The organism is Streptomyces sp. NPDC051243, from assembly GCF_044455405.1.
Taxonomy (GTDB): domain Bacteria; phylum Actinomycetota; class Actinomycetes; order Streptomycetales; family Streptomycetaceae; genus Streptomyces.
Genome location: NZ_JBITES010000002.1, coordinates 590,442 through 608,877 on the forward strand (window position 1 = coordinate 590,442; position 18,436 = coordinate 608,877).

13 protein-coding genes are annotated in these 18,436 nt (G+C 71.9%); 6 read left to right on the top strand and 7 right to left on the bottom strand.

Going from position 1 to position 18,436, the window contains the following annotated elements; all coding sequences use genetic code 11:
• Positions 1-48: 48 nt before the first annotated feature.
• On the bottom strand, positions 49-564 hold the full coding sequence (locus ACIBAG_RS06625) for a YwqJ-related putative deaminase (RefSeq protein ID WP_399101664.1): 516 nt from the start codon (positions 562-564) through the stop codon (positions 49-51).
• Positions 565-880: 316 nt separating this feature from the next.
• On the opposite strand from ACIBAG_RS06625, the gene ACIBAG_RS06630 reads away from it, so the two are divergent.
• The 3 genes from ACIBAG_RS06630 (at position 881) to ACIBAG_RS06640 (ending at position 6,212) form a co-directional block, all read left to right on the top strand.
• Positions 881-1,876: an SMI1/KNR4 family protein gene (locus ACIBAG_RS06630; RefSeq protein WP_399101963.1), complete on the top strand. Its 996-nt coding sequence runs from the start codon at positions 881-883 to the stop codon at positions 1,874-1,876.
• An 8-nt stretch (positions 1,877-1,884) separates the two neighbouring features.
• Positions 1,885-5,001, top strand: coding sequence for an SUKH-4 family immunity protein (locus ACIBAG_RS06635; protein WP_399101666.1), 3,117 nt, complete (start codon positions 1,885-1,887; stop codon positions 4,999-5,001).
• Positions 5,002-5,324: 323 nt separating this feature from the next.
• A complete protein-coding gene (locus tag ACIBAG_RS06640; RefSeq protein ID WP_399101668.1) occupies positions 5,325-6,212 on the top strand; it encodes a cellulose-binding protein in 888 nt (295 codons plus the stop codon).
• A 300-nt stretch (positions 6,213-6,512) separates the two neighbouring features.
• Here ACIBAG_RS06640 and ACIBAG_RS06645 read toward each other — a convergent pair whose 3' ends face one another.
• The 4 genes from ACIBAG_RS06645 to ACIBAG_RS06660 form a co-directional block, all read right to left on the bottom strand.
• Positions 6,513-8,123 carry a cation acetate symporter gene (locus ACIBAG_RS06645; protein ID WP_399101670.1) on the bottom strand — a complete coding sequence of 537 codons (1,611 nt, stop codon included), beginning with the start codon at positions 8,121-8,123 and terminating at the stop codon, positions 6,513-6,515.
• Positions 8,120-8,662: a DUF485 domain-containing protein gene (locus ACIBAG_RS06650; RefSeq protein ID WP_399101672.1), complete on the bottom strand. Its 543-nt coding sequence runs from the start codon at positions 8,660-8,662 to the stop codon at positions 8,120-8,122. Before ACIBAG_RS06650 ends, ACIBAG_RS06645 begins: the two co-directional genes overlap by 4 nt.
• A gap of 294 nt (positions 8,663-8,956) precedes the next feature.
• A complete protein-coding gene (locus tag ACIBAG_RS06655; protein WP_399101675.1) occupies positions 8,957-9,742 on the bottom strand; it encodes a DUF4253 domain-containing protein in 786 nt (261 codons plus the stop codon).
• A gap of 47 nt (positions 9,743-9,789) precedes the next feature.
• Entirely contained in the window at positions 9,790-10,275 is a 486-nt protein-coding gene (locus tag ACIBAG_RS06660) for a GNAT family N-acetyltransferase (RefSeq protein ID WP_399101677.1), read from the bottom strand.
• Between the two features lie 116 nt (positions 10,276-10,391).
• Between ACIBAG_RS06660 and ACIBAG_RS06665 the strand changes: the two genes are divergently transcribed.
• Entirely contained in the window at positions 10,392-11,345 is a 954-nt protein-coding gene (locus ACIBAG_RS06665) for an endonuclease/exonuclease/phosphatase family protein (RefSeq protein WP_399101679.1), read from the top strand.
• On the opposite strand, the gene ACIBAG_RS06670 is transcribed toward ACIBAG_RS06665, so the two are convergent.
• Positions 11,326-12,864, bottom strand: coding sequence for an MFS transporter (locus tag ACIBAG_RS06670; RefSeq protein WP_399101681.1), 1,539 nt, complete (start codon positions 12,862-12,864; stop codon positions 11,326-11,328). The two genes, ACIBAG_RS06665 and ACIBAG_RS06670, sit on opposite strands and share 20 nt — an antisense overlap.
• A 422-nt stretch (positions 12,865-13,286) precedes the next feature.
• Between ACIBAG_RS06670 and ACIBAG_RS06675 the strand changes: the two genes are divergently transcribed.
• Together ACIBAG_RS06675 and ACIBAG_RS06680 are read left to right on the top strand one after the other, a co-directional pair.
• Positions 13,287-14,105: an ABC transporter ATP-binding protein gene (locus tag ACIBAG_RS06675; RefSeq protein WP_399101683.1), complete on the top strand. Its 819-nt coding sequence runs from the start codon at positions 13,287-13,289 to the stop codon at positions 14,103-14,105.
• The gene (locus ACIBAG_RS06680; protein WP_399101685.1) at positions 14,102-16,672 is read left to right on the top strand and encodes an ABC transporter permease; all 2,571 of its coding nucleotides are present in this window, start codon (positions 14,102-14,104) and stop codon (positions 16,670-16,672) included. The genes ACIBAG_RS06675 and ACIBAG_RS06680 overlap by 4 nt, the downstream gene beginning before the upstream one ends.
• Positions 16,673-16,787: 115 nt before the next feature.
• Here ACIBAG_RS06680 and ACIBAG_RS06685 read toward each other — a convergent pair whose 3' ends face one another.
• Complete coding sequence (locus tag ACIBAG_RS06685; RefSeq protein WP_399101687.1) at positions 16,788-18,254, bottom strand: DUF2079 domain-containing protein; 1,467 nt, start codon at positions 18,252-18,254, stop codon at positions 16,788-16,790.
• Between the last annotated feature and the right edge of the window lie 182 nt (positions 18,255-18,436).

The window sequence follows — 18,436 nt, forward strand, 5'->3', positions numbered from 1 at the left end:
TTCTGTTGCTGGTGTGGTCTTGCGGGTTCTGCTGGCGGGGTGTGGGGGTCAGTCGTCTGCCGCTGTCGGGTCGACGATGCGGACGCCGAAGTGGGCGCTGAGCGCGGTGCAGGCGCGGCAGGGGGTGGCGAAGCTGCCGTGGAGGGGGTCGCCGTCCTCGCGGATGCGGCGGGCGGTGAGCTTGGCCTGTTTGAGGGCTTTGCGGGCTTCGCCGTTGGTCATGGGTTTGCGGGCGGCGCGTTTGCTGCGGGCGGCGTCGGCGGTGGCGATGTGGCGTGAGATGAGGATGGTTTCGGCGCAGCGGCCGGTGAAGCGGTCGCGTTGGCCGCTGGTGAGGGTGTCGAGGAAGTCCTGGACGAGGTGGTGCAGGGGTGGGGGCTGGTCGCCGCGGGCGGCGGTGCCGGTGAGGGTGGCGCCGCGGACGGAGAGGGCGGCGGCGACGGTGGGGAGTATGCCGTCGCGGCGGTGGCGGAGGGTGGGCGCGTTGGGGGTTGCGGTGGCGCTCCAGCCGATGCGGGGGTCGCCGGACCTCGCTGCGTCGGGTCCCGTCTGCGTGGTGTTCATGTCGTCATCCCCTCCCGAGCATCCCCCGGGCATGCTCTCGGACGTCACAGAGTGCCAAACGGCGTGGCGGGTGCGGAAGCTGGGGCGGCGCGACACGCCCGGGTTTGGGCGGGCTGTCACGGCGGGGTGACGGCTGGTCACGGAAGCGGAGGGGGTGGTGACCGGCGCCGGTGACCGGTGTCGTCGTACCGCATAGGCTGTCGGCACCGCTTTCCATGCGGTGACGTGTGGACGCAGATGAGACAGCCGATGCGGGGCGTTGTGACCGAGGGTGGTCGTGGCGGCCCGGATCAGAACGCCGCAGGGGGCAACCGCCATGACGACAGGTCGGCTCGGGCAGCAAGCCGCGCCGCCGAACGCGGCATACGCCGGGCAGGTCGTGCATTTCCCGGATCCGGTACGGGCGTCGCGTCACCCGAGAGGAGTACGGGTCGACGAGCGTGGTTACCCCGATTTCTCGCCGTATGCGCGGGCGGCCGCGGAGATCGCGGAGCCGCCGGAGGGCTTCGGGGTGGACGAGTTGCGGCTGACGGACTATGTGTCGGCGAACGCGGCGCTGGCGGCGTCGGGTCACGATCTGTGGGACACGGTGCCGTCGGTGGCGACGCCGCATGGCTGGACGTGGCATCACGTGGTGGGTTCGCGGCGGCTGGAGTTGGTTCCGGTCGAGGTGAAGGCGCTGCTGCGGCATCACGGTGGGGTCGCGACGTCGGCGGTGGATCAGGGCAAGCGGGGTACGCGGCCGTTGCAGGACACGCGGCCGGCGCATTTCGGGTTGCCGAAGTCGGGTGTGGCGGTGACGGAGTCGCAGGTTCTGGGGGTCGAGGAGGATCTGGGGTATCGGCTGCCGGGTGCGTATCGGTCGTTTCTGAAGGCGGCCGGTGGGTGTGCTCCGGTGGGGACGGCTCTGGACGCGGAGTTGGGGCTGCTGGTCGATCAGCCGTTGTTCACCGTTCGGGACGAGGCGGCGATAAATGACCTGGTCTATGTGAACAAGTGCCTGCGGGACCATCTGACGAAGGATTACCTGGGTGTCGGGTTCGTGCAGGGCGGGTTGCTGGCGGTGAAGGTGCGGGGCGACCGGCTGGGTTCGGTGTGGTTCTGCGCGTACGACGATGCGCGGGATGTGGATCCGGGCTGGTCGGCGGCCGAGCGGGTGGAGCGGTTGTTGCTGCCGTGCGGTGAGGACTTCGACGCGTTTCTGTCCCGACTGGCGGGTTCTCCGCCGGAGTTGGAGACGGTGGCGAATCTGATGGTGGACGGTGGGTTCGCGCGTGCGGTGCCCGTGGCTGCCGCGGCTGTGGGGGAGTGAGCTTCGCGATGGTGACGTTCGCGCAGGCGCAGGAGCGCGCGGAAGAGTGGATCAACGGGGATGTGCCGTCGTATCAGCATCGTGAGGTGCGGGTGCGGGAGTTCGAGCTCGGGTTCGTGGTGTGGGCCGAGGACCGTGCGGACGGGCCGCGTTCGGACGGGGGCGGGCAGCGGCTGGTGCTCGCCCGGGACAGCGGGGAGGCCACGTTGTGGCCGTCGCTGCCGGTGGGTGAGGTGATTCGCCGGTACGAGGAGGAGTACGGCCGTGGGGGAGCGGCCGCGCAGCCGGCGCCGGTTGCTCCGGCTCGGGTGGATCTGAATCAGACGTCGTTCTTGCTGACGCCGCCGGAGTGGTTGCAGGAGGCGGCGGACAAGTTGGGGATCGCGGATCAGCGGCGGGATGGCGGGGCTGCGGATTCGGGGTCCGGTGCCGGTTCCGGTAGTTCTGGCGGTTCTGGCGGTGGTGCCGGTGGTGCCGGTGTCTCTGGTGGTGTGACGGGTGGGGCTTCGTCGGTGCCTGGGCCCGGTGCGGTGCCGGGTGTGCCGGAAGGCGCGACTCCGTGGGCCGGGACGGACACCAGTGGCGATGGCGGTGAGGACCGTTCCGTGCCGTTGCCGGAGACGGTGTTCGCGCCGCCGTTGAGTGGTGACGATGCCGCGCCGACGGATGCCAAGACGGCACTGCTGTCGGGTGGCGTCCAGGTTCCGCCCCCTGCGGCCGATCCGGGGCTCGGCGCTCCGAACGCGCCGGGTGCGCCTGGTGGTGCGCCGCAGGGCAGTACGCCTCCGCCGGTGCCGGGCGGGCCGTCGTACGGCTATCCGCAGGGTGCGGGTGTGCCGGGTACGCCTGCGCCGGGCACGCCTGTGCCGGGTGCCACGCCGCCGCCACCGCCTGGGGCGCCGGTGCCGGGTGCGCCGTCCTACGGCTATCCGCAGGCTGGGTCCGCCGGTGGGGTGGGCGGGCCGGAGGCTCCCGGTGCTCCTGGTGCGCCGGGGCGGCCGCTTGCGCCCGACGCCGGGGACATCGCCGATGCGGCGACCAGCAAGGCGGCGCCTCCGCCGCGTGCGCGGGGCGGGGCGACACCGCCTCCGCCGCCGGGCGCGCCGGGGACGCCGGGTGCGCGGGCGGGCAGTACGCCGCCTCCTCCGCCGTCCGTTCCGGGTGTTCCCGGTGCGCCTGGTACGCCGGGGGCGCCTGCCGGTGGCTATGTTCCGACGCAGCTCGTGTCGGCGTTGGGGCCGGACGGGCCTGAGGGCGTTGCGGGACCCCGTGCCCCGCAAGGGCCTGGGGGCGCGAATGGGCCTGGCGCTCCGCAGCCGCCGGGTGCCCCTGGTGCGCCCGGCGCGCCGAATCCGCCCGGTACGCCGCCGGGCGCCGTTCATCATGCCGCGACAGTGCTGGCCGACCCGAGTCAGCTGGGCGGTCCGCCGCAGCCTCCGGGTGTGCCGGGTACGCCTGGTACTCCGGGTGGCCCCGGCATGCCTGGCGCTCCGCAGCCTTCCGGCGCCCCCGGTGGCCCGGGTGCCCAGGGCTCCGCAGGCGGCGCCCGCGGCGCCGTTCACCACGCGGAGACCGTGCTGGCCGCGCCCCCGGTGGGCGGCCCCGGTGTCCCTCCGCCCCCGCAGGCCCCCGGCGTCCCCGGAGCAGCCGGCGCGCCTGGCGCACCCGGGGCTCCCCAACCGCCCGGCGCCCCCGGCGTTCCGGGCATGCCGCCGACCCCGGGCACGCCCGGGCCTCCGCAACCCCCGGGTGTACCCGGCATGGCAGGAGCCCCTGGCGCGCCCGCCGCCCCCGGTGCTCCGGGGATGCCTCCGGCCCCCAACCCGCCTGGTGCTCCTGGTGCCCCCGGGCCCGGCGCTCCCGGCATGCCCCCGGCCGCCCCGCAGCCCCCGATGCCGCCGGGCGCCGTACCGCCACCACCCGGTCAGCCCGGTCAGCCGGGTCAGCCCGGTCAGCCGGGTCAGCCGGGTCAGCCGGGTCAGCCGGGTCAGCCCGGTCAGCCGGGTCAGCCGGGTCAGCCGGGTCAGCCCGGTCCGGCAGGCCACCCCGGTCCGGCAGGCCACCACCCCGGCCACCCGGCCCCGGCCCCGGCCCCGGCCCCGATCCCGGGCCGGCCTCCGGCCTACGGGTACCCCCAGCAGCCGACCGGCCAGCCGACCGTAGGCCCCGGCTACCAGGCCGTTCTCCGTTACCGCGCGCAGGACGGGTCGGAGCAGCAGCTGATCCGGCGTTCGGCGCCGGGGACGCCGCATCCGGAGTGGCAGATCTTCCATGAGCTGCGCGGTATGAACGTGCCGTCGGACCAGGTGCTGGAGCTGCACACGGAGTTGGAGTCGTGCGAGCTGCCGGGTGCGTACTGCGCGCGGATGATCCGGGAGCAGTGGCCGCAGGCGCGGATCACGTCCATCGCGCCGTACGGCACGGATCACGCGAGCCGTCAGCAGGGTATGCGGCAACTGCTCGCCCACCAGGGTGAGTTGCACCAGGTGGCCGACGGCCCTGCCCGCCCGGCGCCGGTACGCGCCCCGCTGCCGCAGGTGCAGCCGGCGCCGCCGGTTCCGCCGGAGGGCGTGGCGCAGGAGCTGGCGGCGGCGTTCGGGCCGGGGATCTTCCGGTTCGAGCAGGCCGCCGTGTCCCGGCAGGGCGTGCCGCCGGTCGTGGCGCACAGCCTCGTCGTCGGCGGGCTGCCGATGGACATCGGCCCGTTCTTCTGGGCGCAGGCCCAGCCGGGGCGGCCCGTTCCGACGCTGGCGGAGCTGGCGCGCGAGCGTGGGGTGCAGCCGGCGTCGGACGCCGGGTCGTACCTCGTCATGGGCAGCGACTTCGGCAAGGCGCTGTGTGTGCAGTACGGGACGGCGAACATCGTCGCGGTGCCGGTGGAGGCGGGGCCGGGCGGTGCGCCCGTACCGCCGCAGTTCGTGAACACGGGGCTGCCCGAGTTCCAGCGCTGTCTGGCGCTGCTGGGCCGGATGTGGCGGCTTCGTTTCGGCCTGAACCAGGAGCAGGCGGGCCGCTGGACCGTCGACTTCCAGGCCCAGCTCGCCTCCCTGGACGCGGCGGCGCTCGGCTCGCCGGAGAGCTGGTGGTCGGTGCTGCTGGAGCAGATGTGGGACGGGCTGCTGTGACACCGCCCGGCTGCCTGCGGCCACGTGACCTGCGGCAGGTGAGCTGCTGCCCGCGGCGGAGGTGACCTCACCCGGCGGTTCGCGGTGACGTGACGTCACCCGGCTGCCGGTGACGGCGGCTTGCGGATGTGAAGGGGCCGGCTTTCGGTTGTGCGACCGGGAGCCGGCCCTTTCGTATGCGCCCGTCCGCGCTTTTCCTGCGGGCCTCAGCGCCCCCGCCGTGCCCCGCGCGCGGAGTGTCGCGTTATGAGCGCTTCCACCCTATGCATCAAGATGTGCGCTAAATCATCATTTTTGTATCCCCGGCGGAGAGGGGTTCCAGGATGAGCAGCGCACCGGGTTCGCTCCACGCTTTCGTGGTCGTACGGGGGCGTGGCTACCGTCCCGACCAGGTCGACGCCTACGTCGACGCCCTCTTCCGGAACCGGGACGCCGCCTGGGAGCGGGCCGCTCGGCTCACCGTGCTCGCCAGGGAGATGGAGGAGGAGGCGGAGCAGCTGCGGGAGACGGTCGCGCAGCTCGCCCCGCAGACGTACGAGACGCTCGGGGAGGGCGCGCGGCGGCTCTTCGAGATGGTGCAGGAGGAGGCCGCGGCCCTGCGGGAGAGGGCGCGGCAGGAGGCGCGGAGCCTGGTGGAGGAGGCGCAGACGTACGCGGACGGCGTGCGGGAGGCGGCGCAGGCGCACGCCGATGCCGTGAGCGCCGAGGCCGATGAATACGTCCGTCAGCGGTTGCTCGCGGCCCGCGCTGAGGCCGGAGAGATCCGTCTCGCCGCCAAGCGGGCGTTGAAGGACGGGCGCGGAGAGGTGCTCGGTCCGCTGCGCGAGGTGCGGCAGCGCACCAGCGGGTTGCTCGCCGGGCAGGCCGAGGAGCAGGCCGAGCGGTTGGCCGAGGTGGAGCGGGAGGCCGAGGAACGGGCTGCCGCGCTGAGGGCGTCGGAGGTGGAGCGGGTGGCGCGGGCCGAGGCCTCGGTGGCCGAGGCGGAGCTGGTGCTCGCGGACGCCGAGGCCTCGGCGAAGCGGCTGCAGGAGGAGGCGCGGGCGCACGCGACGGCCGTGCTCGCGGAGGCCCAGCGGCGCGCGGACGAGATCGCCCAGGAGACGGAGCGGGTGCTGGTCGAGCACGGGAAGATGTGGGACGAGGTGCGCAAGCACATGGACCAGATGCGCAACAGCCTGATCACGCTGACCCGGCAGGCGGCGCTGGAGTGAGCGGCGAGTGGGCGGCAGGCGAGCGCGAGCGGCGAGCGAGCGACTGGCACACCGAGACGCAGCCCGACGGGCCCGCCGGGGCAGTGACCCGAAGGCCGTGCCGTCCTGCGGCGAGGGCCCGCCGATGAGCCGGAGGTCGTGCCGTCCTGTGGCGAGGGCCCGCCGATGAGACGGAGGCCGTGCCGTCCTGTGGCGAGGGCCCGCCGATGAGCCGAAGGCCGGGTCTTCCCGCGGCGATCGCCACGGGGTGGTGACCCAAAGGCCGGGCCACCACCCCGTGGCGATCGCCCGGCCTCCCGCTCAACTCCCCCTGCGCACCGCCCCCGCCAGAATCCACCCCTCCACTGCCTCGTACTGCCGCCGCTGGTCCTCGACCTTCCCGCGCCCCGACACGACCGTGCCCAGCCACCCGAAGAGGAAGCCGGCCGGAATCGACACGAGCCCGGGTGTGGTGAAGGGGAACCAGTTGAAGTCGGCGTCGGGGAAGGCGGAGACCGGTGAGCCGGACACCAGGTTGGTCCCCGGCATCAGGATCAGCACCACCGCCGAGCCGCCGATCAGGGTCCACAGCAGGCCGGTGCGTGTGTAGCGGCGCCAGAAGAGGCTGTAGACGAGGGCCGGGGCGATGGCGGAGGCGCCGATGGTGAAGGACAGGGTCACCAACGGCTGCAGGCTGCGGTGCTGGACCATGGTCGCCAGGATGATCGCCGGGACGCCCACCGCCAGTGCCGACAGCCGCGCCACCACCATCTCGCGGCGCCCGGACAGCTCCCGTACCCGCGTGGCGAACAGGTCGTGGGCGAGGGAGTTCGCGCAGGCGAGGATCATGCCGGCGACCGAGGCGAGCACCGTCAGGAAGATGGCCGTCGTGACCGCCGTGAACAGCAGGCTCTCCGCGGTCGAGACGTCCGCGCCGAAGGCGGCCCGCGACCCCAGCAGATACGCCGTGTTGCCCTGCGGGTCCGCCCCGGCGATCACCTCCCGCCCGATCAGCGCCGTCGCGCCGAAGCCGACCACCGTGATCATCAGCACGAACACCGCCACGCTGGACACCGCCCAGGACATGGACCGACGCACCTGACGCGCACCGCTCGCCGTGTACATACGCATGGTGATGTGCGGCAGCACCGCACCGCCGAGGACGACCGCGAGCTGTGAGCTGATCATGTCGAGGCGAGGATGCGGACCGCCCGCGAACTGCAGCCCCGACTCCAGGAACGCCGAACCCACCCCGCTCTGCTCGGCCGCCGCGTCGAACAGCGCGCCCGGATCCCAGTCGAACCGCGCCAGCACCAGTACGGCGACCACGGCGCCCGACCCGAGCAGCATCACCATCTTCAGGATCTGGATGAGGGCCGTGCCCTTCATGCCGCCGATCGCCGCGTAACTGATCATCAGCACGCCCAGACCGATGATGCACCCCGTCTTCAGGGAGTCGCTCGAGAATCCGAGGATGAACGCCAGCAGTTGCCCGGTCCCCGCCAACTGAACCAGCATCAGCGGGACCAGCGCGGCCAGCGTCACCACGCACGCCGTGACCCGCACCCCGCGTCCCGGCATCCGGCGTGCCAGCGCGTCACCCATCGTGAAACGGCCCGCGTTGCGCAGGGGTTCGGCCAGCAGGAACATCAGCAGCATCAGGGACAGGGCCGTGCTGAGCGCCAGCACGATGCCGTCGTAGCCGCACAGCGCGACCACGCCGGTCGTGCCCAGCACGGTCGCCGCGCTGATGTAGTCGCCGGCGATCGCCAGTCCGTTGCGCATGGGGGACAAGGAGCTGTAGCCGGTGTAGAACTCGTCGAGGTCGTCCCGGTCCGGCCCTGTCATCACGCACAACAACAGCGTGATGGTGGCCACGGCACAGAACGCGACCAGCGACATCGCCTGCGCGTCTCCGCTGAAGTCCGTCATCGTCCGGCCTCCCGTCCGCCAGCGTCCCGCTTGCCGGACTCCCGCCTGGCGTCCACCGCGGCCTCCTTGCGGATACGGTCCGCGAGCGGGTCGACGTAGCGGCTCGCCGTGTGCTCGTACAGCCATATCGCCAGCCAGGTGACGGGCAGTTGGAGCAGCGCGAGCAGCAGGCCGGTGGGCAGCCCGTCGGTGACCGTGCTCGTCATGAACCCGGGCGCGAAGGCGGACAGGATCAGGAAGAGGGTGAAGTACCCGAGCGCGGTGAGCGTCGCCACGCGCCGCTGCCAGCGGTAGGCGGTGCGCAGGACCCGCAGGTCGCTGTGGTGCCCGAGGGGCGGGTGGTCCGGGGTTCGGGGGCGTGGCGGTGCGGGGGGTTCCGGCGGGGGCGGGGGTTGCCAGGGGTAGGTGGCATACGACGGGGACGAAGTCGCCGAGGGGGCCGGGTACCGCGGGTACGGCGCGAACGGGTCGTGCCGGCCATGCCGGTCGTGCGGGTCATGCCGGTCGTGCGGGTCGTACGGGTGGTACGGGGAGGACATCCCGGTGCTCCTTGCGTGGCTCGGGTCCGGTGCGGCGGACCGCAGGGAGGTGGGGGGTGAGCGAGCCTCGCACGTTACTGCGCGGTACCGGGCCGACGCGAGGGTTTCACCAAACTGAGTGGTCGGTATGCGCTTACTACATCGAACCGTGTCTGACCTGGGGTGTTACCCCGGTTAACTCGGACTTTTGGAAACGGCTGTGCGGCTACCGCGTGCGATCCCGGAACTACTGGAGGTGAATGACGAGGGCGCCCCGCGCTGCCGGGCACCGCCTCGGCCCGCCCGCCGTCCTGCCTAGTCCCACCAGAACGACCAGGTGGTCCGCCCCACAAGGCTCCTCGCGTACTCGGGGAACGGCGAGGGCGGGTCATCGACGATGTTGTTCGCGGTGGAAAGCACATGCTCCAAGGCGAGCAGGTCCGCGTGCTCCGCTTCGACGGGCGGTCTCGCGACCGAGACGTGCAGCTCGTTGCCGAACACCGCCACGACCTCGGCGCCGAAGCGCTGCTCCCAGCTCCGTAGCAGTGCGCACAGGAGGGCGAGTGGTGCCCCCGCGGGCCGGCCGGTCAAGGCCAGTACATCGCTGCCGCGCTGGGCCGGGACGAGAACGAGGCGACACTCCTCCAGCCCGAACCGGCCCGTGTCGATGAGCCCGGCCAGCAGGCCTGACGCAGCCTCCCCGGGCGCCGGGCCCGCGGACGTGACCGGCACCTCCGGCGCCAGGCCCGGCCACTGTTCGAAGGGCGGGCCGGGGTCGTGGGGCCACGGCTCGGTTCCTTCGGGCACTGGGGCCGGCGTCGGGTCCGTCCAGAACGGCAGCCTCCTGCGGCGGTACTCGGCGAAGTCCGCGGCCAGCACCTCGTCCAGGCGGACGGCGTCGATGTGATCCGGGCCGAGGGGCCTTCCCATGGAGTCGGGCCGGCACAGGAGGGGAACCACACCGTGTGTTCTCTGCTTGTTCAGCAGGTGCGGCCACAGCCGTTCGACGTCGTCAGGGAATTCGTCGGAGACCCACGGACGTACGGGACCGCGGGACAGGAACCCGCCGGGAGGCAGACCGTCGGGCAGGGAATTCGGCATGGTCGCACGGTAGAGGGCGGTACTGACAACGCGGCCGTGGACGGCGGTCAGAGCGAGCGCGTATAGCGGATCCCGGGGCGGCCGTCGACGGTGAGCTCTTCGACGGCGGTGAAGGCGTTCCTCGCCAGGACGGCCCGGGAGGCGAGATTGTCCAGGGTGGTGACCGCGAACAGGGACGTCAGCCCGTACGCCGTACCGGCCATCCGGCACATCTCCGCCACCGCCGCCGTGGTGACGCCCCGGCCCGCCGCCCGCTCGCCCGTGCGGTAGCCCAGTTCCGCGCAGCCGTCCTCGACGTCGACCAGGTTGACCCGCCCGACGAGTTGCCCGTCGCCGTCCAGCACGACATGGAAGTGGCAGATCCCGGCATCCTGTTCGGCCAGCAGCGCCTGGTGCCTGGCGGTGAATCCGGCAGGGGTGAAGTAGGCGTCCCCGCGATCCGGCACCGTACGGGCGAAGTACTCGCGGTTCTCCCGCTCGAAGGCCAGCACCGCATCCGCGTGATCGGCCCGAAGCCGCTCCAACGTCACCATGACCCGCAGGATATGGACACGGATGTGCCCAACCGAAACTGTTTTGTCCGGCTGCTCGTCCTGGGGAAGCGAGGGCCGGCGGACGGGAAACCATGGTGGCTGGAGCGGGTGGCGGTATGGCGTCGACGGTGAAGGCGGTGGCGCCGTCGTGGGCGCGGGGGCGGGTGATCGCCGCGCTCGCCGTCGTGACGGCGGGGCTGCTGGCATTCCACCGGGCGGTGCCCAACTCCGTCGGGCGCCTGGGCAGTCTGCTGGAGGCGTTCCTCCCGTGGCTCGGCCTGGTGGTCGTCGTGCTGCTCGGCCTGGCCCTGCTGCGTCGTTCCGGGATCGCGCTGGTGTGCCTGCTGTTGCCGGTGGCGGCCTGGACGCATCTCTTCGGCGGGCTGCTCCTGCCCGCGGCCGAGCCCGGCGCGCACGACCTCGTCGTGGTGCAGCACAACGTCAGCGACGACAACCCCGACCCGGCGGGCACGGCCCGCGCGCTGGCCGGAGCTGAGCCAGATCTCATCGCGCTGGAGGAACTGGTGCCGCCGGCGCTGCAGACCTACGAGGAGGCCCTCGCCGCCGATTTCCCGTACCACGCCGTTCGCGGGACTGTCGGGCTCTGGTCGAGGTATCCGATCAGCGGTGCGCGGTTGGTGGACATCAAGCCCCGGGGGCTGGTGGACGACTGGCGGCGCGGGCTGCGCGCCGTGGTGCACACGCCGTACGGCGACATCGCGGCGTATGTCGCGCACCTGCCCTCGGTCCGCGTCGGGGTGACCGGCCTGGCGTCCTCCCGGCGCGACGAGAGCGCCGGACTGCTGGGCGAGGCCGTCGCCGCCGAGAAGCTGAGCAGGGTGATCCTGCTGGGCGACCTCAACGGCACGGTCGACGACCGCGGACTGGACCCGCTGACCTCACGGATGAACGTGGCGGAGCGGGGTTTCGCCCTCAGTTTCCCCGCCGCGCTGCCGCTGGCGCGGATCGACCAGGTCATGGCCCGCTCGGCGACGGTCGGCCGCATCCGCACCCTGCCCGCCACCGGCAGCGACCATCTGCCGGTCGCGGTCAGCGTCCGTCTTCCTTGAGGACCTCCTCGTCCTCGGGGACTGCCTTGAGCACCGGAAACCGCCTCGGCGCCAGCAGCAACAGCACCAGGAAGGCCAGTGCCGCCGCGCACGACGCCCCCAGATACACGGCGTGCACCGCGTCGGCGATGGCCCGCCTGGTGGCCTCGGGGGCCGTGCCGCCGGAATCCAGCGCGCGCGTGACCGAGTCCAGGTCGCTCGCCCCGCCGAGCCGCGACGCCAGTACGCCGTTCGCCACGGCGCCGAAGAGCGCGGCGCCCAGCGTCTGGCCCGTCTGCCGGCAGAAGAGGACGGATGCCGTCGTCGTCCCCCGCTCCGACCAGCCCACCGTCGACTGCACGCCCACGATCAGCGGCAGTTGGAACAGGCCCAGCGCCGCCCCCAGCAACAGCATCAGCAGCGTCGGCTGCCAGGCCTGCCCGGGATAGGGCAGGAACAGGAACGCCAGCAGGATCAAGGCCGCCGTGCCGATCCCCAGCATCGCCGTGTTGCGGAAGCCGATCCTTCGGTACACGTGCTGGCTGAAGGCCGCCGACACCGGCCAGCTCAACGTCCACACGGACAGCACGAATCCGGCCGCCACCGGGGCCAGACCGAGGACCGCCTGGGCGTACGTCGGCAGGAAGACCGCCGGTGCCACCATCAGCAGACCCAGCGCGCCCAGCGCCAGATTCACCGCCGCGATCGTCCGGCGGCGCCACACCCAGCCGGGGATGATCGGGTCGGCCGCCCGGCGCTCCACCAGCACCACGACCGCCGCCAGCGCGAGTCCCGTGCCGAAGAGGGCCAAGGACGGTGCCGACAGCCACGGCCACGCCACCCCGCCCTGCACCAGCGCCGTCAGCAACACGCCCCCGCACACGAACACCGCCAACGCGCCCGCCCAGTCGACACGCGCGCGCGTGGCCGCCCGCTCACGCTCCGGCTCGTGCAGATGGCGCACGATCAGCCACAACGCCACCGCCCCGATGGGCAGGTTGATGAGGAAGATCCAGCGCCAGTCGGCGTACGCGGCCAGGACCCCGCCCAACCCCGGCCCGGCCACCGCCGAGACCGCCCACACCGTGGACAACTTGGACTGGATCTTCGGGCGTTGCTCGAGCGGGTACAGATCCGCGGCCAGGGTCTGGACCGTGCCCTGAAGGGCCCCGCCGCCCAGCCCCTGCACGATCCGGAACGCGATCAGCGCCCCCATGTTCCAGGCCACCGCGCACAGCAGCGAGCCCAGCAGGAACACCGCCGCGCCCGCGACCAGCACCGGCTTGCGGCCGAAGGTGTCGGAGAGCTTTCCGTAGACCGGGAGAGTCACCGTCACGGCCAGCAGATAGCCGGAGAAGAGCCAGGAGAAGACCGAGAAGCCGCCGAGGTCGCCGACGATCTGCGGTACGGCCGTGGAGACGATGGTGGAGTCGAGGGCCGCCAGCGCCATCGCGAGCATCAGGGCCGCGACCACGGCTCCCCGTCTGTCGGTTCCGGTGCGCTGTGCGGTGTCGCGTATCGCGGGTGTCGTACTGCCCACCGGGTTTCCTCTCCCTTTGGTTTCCCCTTGCATCTATCGGCCGCCGAACAGCTTCCCACTTGCACCTCACGTCGCGGGAGGGCGGAGCCTGGATGCGTCGGACGGCGGAGGCGACCCCGAGAAGAGGTCCACCGTCCGGAGGACTGCCCCTAGGGGAACCTCCGTACGAGGTCTCGGGGAGGGTTCGTACCGCCGGAGGACGAGAGGGGCCACGGCTCGTCCTTAGCCTGGCTTTACGCCGCTGGGGGGCGGCTGACCGAACCGGCGGGGGTGGGGTTTTCCCCCGCACAAGACGGGGCCGGGCACCAGCGCGCCGGGCCCTTCCCCGCAACGAGACTGACGGGCGTAGCCAGTTCTCGTGATTCACCTGATTCATCCGCTGAGCGACTTACCCACCTGCTGACCGACATAGGAGACATACCGTGACATCGGCTGTGACCATTCCCAGGCACGGGGGTACTGGAAGGCGTACGGCCGTTGCCGCGCGGGCGCGCCAGGTCGTCAAGGCGTACGGGTCGGGGGAGACCCGTGTCGTCGCCCTCGACCACGTCGACGTGGACATCGCGCGCGGGCAGTTCACCGCGATCATGGGCCCCTCGGGGTCCGGCAAGTCCACCCTCATGCACTGCCTCGCCGGGCTCGACACCGTCACCAGCGGCCAGATCTACCTCGACGACACCGAGATCACCGGGCTGAAGGACAAGAAGCTCACACAACTGCGCCGGGACCGGATCGGGTTCATCTTCCAGGCGTTCAACCTGCTGCCGACGCTCAACGCCATCGAGAACATCACGCTGCCCATGGACATCGCCGGGCGCAGGCCCGACAAGCAGTGGCTCGCGCGCGTGGTGGACACCGTGGGACTTTCCGACCGGCTCAAGCACCGGCCCACCCAGCTCTCCGGAGGCCAGCAGCAGCGCGTCGCCGTCGCCCGCGCCCTGGCCGCCCGGCCGGAGATCATCTTCGGTGACGAGCCGACCGGAAACCTCGACTCGCGCGCGGGCGCCGAAGTACTCGGCTTCCTGCGGCGGTCCGTGGACGAGCTCGGGCAGACCATCGTGATGGTCACGCACGACCCCGTCGCCGCCTCCTACGCCGACCGCGTGCTGTATCTCGCCGACGGGCGCATCGTCGACGAGATGTACAAGCCGACCGCCGACGCCGTCCTGGACCGCATGCGGTGTTTTTCTGGGGGGCACCCCCAGACCCCCGACGTCGACGCCCGGGGGCGTACGTCATGACCGTCCTGAAGACCTCCATGCGCAACTTCTTCGCGCACAAGGGGCGCATGGCCCTGTCGGCCGTGGCGGTGCTCCTGTCCGTCGCCTTCGTGTGCGGGACGCTGGTGTTCACCGACACGATGAACACCACCTTCGACAAGCTCTTCGCCGTCACCTCCTCCGACGTCACCGTCAGCCCCAAGGAGGCCAAGGACGAGGACGACGGCGCCGGCACGGGTCGCCCGGCATCGCTGCCCGCCTCCACCGTGGAGCAGGTCGCGGCTGTCGACGGCGTCAAGAAGGCGGAGGGCGCGGTCGCCTCGATGAGCGTGACCGTCGTCAACTCCGAGAACAAGAACATGGGTTCCTCCACCGGCGCGCCCACCATCGCCGGCAACTGGACCCGGAACGACCTGAAGTCCATGGAGATCACCTCCGGCCACGCCCCGCGCGGGCCCACCGAGGTCATGGTCGACGCGGACACCGCCGACAAGCACGACCTGAAGCTCGGCGACGAACTGCGCACCATCGCCGCCACCGGCGACATCCGCGCGCGGATCGTCGGCATCGCCTCCTGGAAGGTGACCAACCCGGGCGCGGCCGTCGTCTACTTCGACACCGAGACCGCCCAGCGCACCCTGCTCGGCACGACCGGCCGTTTCACGCAGGTCTCCGTCACCGCGGCGGACGGCGTGAGCGACGCGCGGCTCAAGCAGGACATCGCGCAGGCCCTGGACGGCACGTACAAGATCCAGACGGCCGAGGAGACCGCCGACGAGAACCGCCAGGACGTCGGCGAGTTCATGAACGTCATGAAGTACGCCATGCTCGGCTTCGCCGGGATCGCGTTCCTGGTCGGCATCTTCCTGATCATCAACACCTTCTCGATGCTGGTCGCCCAGCGCACCCGCGAGATCGGCCTGATGCGGGCGATCGGTTCGTCCCGCCGGCAGATCAACCGCTCCGTGCTCGTGGAGGCCCTGCTGCTGGGATTCGTCGGCTCGATCCTCGGCGTCGGCGCCGGGGTCGGCATCGCGATCGGCCTGATGAAGCTCATGTCGATGGCCGGCATGAACCTCTCCACCGACGACCTGACGGTGAAGGTGACGACCCCCGTCGTCGGCCTGGTCCTCGGCGTCGTCGTCACCGTCCTGGCCGCCTACCTGCCCGCCCGCCGGGCCGGCAAGGTCTCCCCGATGGCCGCCCTGCGCGACGCCGGCACACCGGCCGACGGCAAGGCCGGCTGGGTGCGCGGCCTGCTCGGACTGCTCCTCACGGGCGCCGGCGCCTACGGACTCTTCGTGGCCGCCACGGCCGACAAGGCGAGTGACGGCGCGCTGATGCTGGGCGGCGGTGTGGTGCTGACCCTGATCGGCTTCGTGGTCATCGGTCCGCTGCTCGCGGGCGGCGTGGTCAGGGTGATCAGCGCGGTCCTGCTGCGGGCCTTCGGCCCGGTCGGCCGCATGGCCGAGCGCAACGCCTTGCGCAACCCGCGCCGTACCGGTGCGACCGGCGCAGCCCTGATGATCGGCCTCGCCCTGGTCGCCTGCCTGTCGGTGGTCGGCTCCTCGATGGTCGCCTCGGCGACGAGCGAGCTGGACAAGTCGGTCGGCGCGGACTACATCGTCATGGCCCAGCAGCAGCGCATCGTGCCGCAGGCCGAGAAGGCGATGCGCGAGACGCCGGGTCTCGCCCACGTCACCCGCTACAAGGAGATCGACGCCACCCTGACCTCGCCGGACGGCAAGAAGGACGACTCCGGCCTCACCGCCGCCGACCCGACCTACGCCGAGGACCTGCGCCGTACCACCACGGAGGGCACCCTCTCCGCCGCCTACGGCAAGGACGCCATGTCGGTCGGCTCCGACTACGCCAAGGAACACGGCGTGCACGTCGGCGACACCATCACCGTCGCCTTCAAGGGCGGCGAGACGGCGAAGCTGAAGGTCGCGGCCATCACGGACGACGACACCTCCATCGACCAGGGCGCGCGCTACACCAGCATCGAGACCCTGTCGAAGTACCTCCCCGCCGAGAAGATCCCGCAGAACGTGATCATGTTCGGCAAGGCGAAGGACGGCCAGGAGGAGGCGGCGTACGCGGCCCTGAAGAAGTCGCTGCACGAGTACCCGCAGTACCAGGTCCGCGACCAGACCGACTACAAGGAGGAGCTCAAGGACCAGGTCGGCCAGCTCCTGAACATGGTCTACGGCCTGCTGGCCCTGGCGATCATCGTCGCCGTCCTGGGCGTGGTGAACACCCTGGCCCTGTCGGTGGTCGAGCGGACGAGGGAGATCGGCCTGCTGCGCGCGATCGGCCTCTCCCGCCGTCAGCTGCGCCGCATGATCCGCATGGAGTCGGTGGTGATCGCCCTGTTCGGCGCCCTGCTGGGCCTCGGGCTCGGCATGGGCTGGGGCGCGACGGCCCAGCAGCTCCTGGCTCTGGAGGGCCTGAACGTCCTGGACATCCCGTGGCCGACGATCACCGGGGTCTTCATCGGCTCGGCGTTCGTGGGGCTGTTCGCGGCGCTGATCCCGGCGTTCCGGGCGGGCCGGATGAACGTACTGAACGCGATCGCGACCGAGTAGCCACCGCACACGGGGGTTGCGGGGGACGGGCCCGGTCCGGAGTGATCACCTTCCGGACCGGGCCCGCAGCCATGACTGGCGGCGACGAACGGCGAATGGCAACCGGCCTACCGGCCTACTCGCCCTGCCCGGTCTGCCGCTTGAGGAGTACGACGCCGTAGGCGGTGCCGTGGACCGTGTACCGGGCGTCGGGGTGGAGGGCCTTGGCGTAGGCCTCGACGTCGCGGTAGCGCTTGCGGGAGTTGTCGAGGGCGATGAAGTCGGGGTTGATGCCGCGCGTATTGGTGATCCAGAAGACGCGGCACCGTGAGGTGAGCCGGCTGATCGGAGCGATGTTCGCCTCGACGGACGCCCCGTCCGGCACCCCGGAGAGCAGCCGTTCGATGGCGCTCACGCGCGCGGGCTTGCGATAGATCTCGCCCTCGGTCAGGGCGGCCAGCGGCAGCGAGGTGGTGAGCGCGAGGGACGCGGCGGCGACGGCGGCGGGCAGGTGATGGACGTACGACCGCAGCCACGCGCGCGGGCTGCGCCGGGCGCTGTCGAGGGCGTCGACGAGGGCGAGGGTGACGACGGGCATGAGCACGGCGCTGTAGTGCCAGTCGGTGCCCCAGTACTCCGGGTAGGAGGACACGAACCGCCACCCGAGGGTGGGCAGGGCGACGAGCAGGATCGGGGACCGCAGGGCGAGCAGCCCCGCGGTGGGGATCAGCAGCCAGCCGAGCGTGCGCAGCTTGGTGTCGAGGCCGTCGAAGGGGCCGCCGCCGCCCGAGTCGTCGACCTTGTTCCAGTAGTCGTAGGTGCCGGCGCTGTTGAAGCTCGGTATGACGACCAGGAGCGTGACGGCCACGGCCACCACGCCGAGGACGGCGACGCCGATCGCGTACCGGGCGGCGCGCGGGGAGCCGCCCTGCCGGGCCCTGAGGGCGACGACCAGGGCGATGGCGGCGAGCGTCATGCCCAGGTCCTCCTTCACGAGGACGAGGGGCAGCGCCCACAGCAGGGCGGCACGATGGCGCCGGGCGAGCAGCGCCTCCAGGCTGAAGGCGATGAGCGGTACGGCGAAACAGATCTCGTGGAAGTCGAAGTCGACGGCCTGCTGCAGCCCCCACGACAGCCCGTACGAGACGCCGATCGCGAGCCCGCGCGGCCGCCCCAGCAGCCGGGCGGCGGCCCGGGTCACCGGAACGGCGGACAGGGCGAAGAGCGCGGCCTGCGCGACGAGCAGCGTGACCGGCGAGGGAAAGACCCGGTAGAGGGGCGCGAGGAGGGCGGTCACGGGGCTGAAGTGATCGCCCAGGATGTTGAAGCCCGGCGCCTTGAGGTCGGCCACGGGGGCTTGCAGATGCGCGTAGGAGCGGATGACCTGCTCGAATATGCCGAGATCCCAGGACCGCTGCCCCAGATGCCGGTAACGCCCGACGGAGACGACCGCATAGCCGACGAACAGCACCGCGGCGAGCAGCCACGGATCACGCCGGCCCGCGTCGGACCGCTCGGTCCCCGAGGAGCGGGGCGTGTCCTGCGCCGGTATGTGGGGTTCGCAGGAGGTGCTCGGCGTCGCGGAGGGAGCGGGGGAGGGCATGAGGGGACCTTACGCGGTGTACATGTGTGGCCTTCACTCGCAGGGGTGACTGCGGCACCTTCAAACCCCGACCTGTGTGTCTCAGCCCGTCCGGGGGCGGCAGCCCTCAGGGACGGCCGGGGTCGAAGGGGCAGCGCCCCTGGAGGACGGGACGGGTAGGGGCGGCGGGGGCGAAAACCCGC

Coding starts and splice junctions, on each gene's coding strand:
- ACIBAG_RS06625 (WP_399101664.1), bottom strand. CDS start 564: ATGAACACCACGCAGACGGGACCCGACGCAGCGAGGTCCGGCGACCCC.
- ACIBAG_RS06630 (WP_399101963.1), top strand. CDS start 881: ATGACGACAGGTCGGCTCGGGCAGCAAGCCGCGCCGCCGAACGCGGCA.
- ACIBAG_RS06685 (WP_399101687.1), bottom strand. CDS start 18,254: ATGCCCTCCCCCGCTCCCTCCGCGACGCCGAGCACCTCCTGCGAACCC.
- ACIBAG_RS06680 (WP_399101685.1), top strand. CDS start 14,102: ATGACCGTCCTGAAGACCTCCATGCGCAACTTCTTCGCGCACAAGGGG.
- ACIBAG_RS06660 (WP_399101677.1), bottom strand. CDS start 10,275: ATGGTGACGTTGGAGCGGCTTCGGGCCGATCACGCGGATGCGGTGCTG.
- ACIBAG_RS06640 (WP_399101668.1), top strand. CDS start 5,325: ATGAGCAGCGCACCGGGTTCGCTCCACGCTTTCGTGGTCGTACGGGGG.
- ACIBAG_RS06665 (WP_399101679.1), top strand. CDS start 10,392: ATGGCGTCGACGGTGAAGGCGGTGGCGCCGTCGTGGGCGCGGGGGCGG.
- ACIBAG_RS06645 (WP_399101670.1), bottom strand. CDS start 8,123: ATGACGGACTTCAGCGGAGACGCGCAGGCGATGTCGCTGGTCGCGTTC.
- ACIBAG_RS06655 (WP_399101675.1), bottom strand. CDS start 9,742: ATGCCGAATTCCCTGCCCGACGGTCTGCCTCCCGGCGGGTTCCTGTCC.
- ACIBAG_RS06650 (WP_399101672.1), bottom strand. CDS start 8,662: ATGTCCTCCCCGTACCACCCGTACGACCCGCACGACCGGCATGACCCG.
- ACIBAG_RS06635 (WP_399101666.1), top strand. CDS start 1,885: ATGGTGACGTTCGCGCAGGCGCAGGAGCGCGCGGAAGAGTGGATCAAC.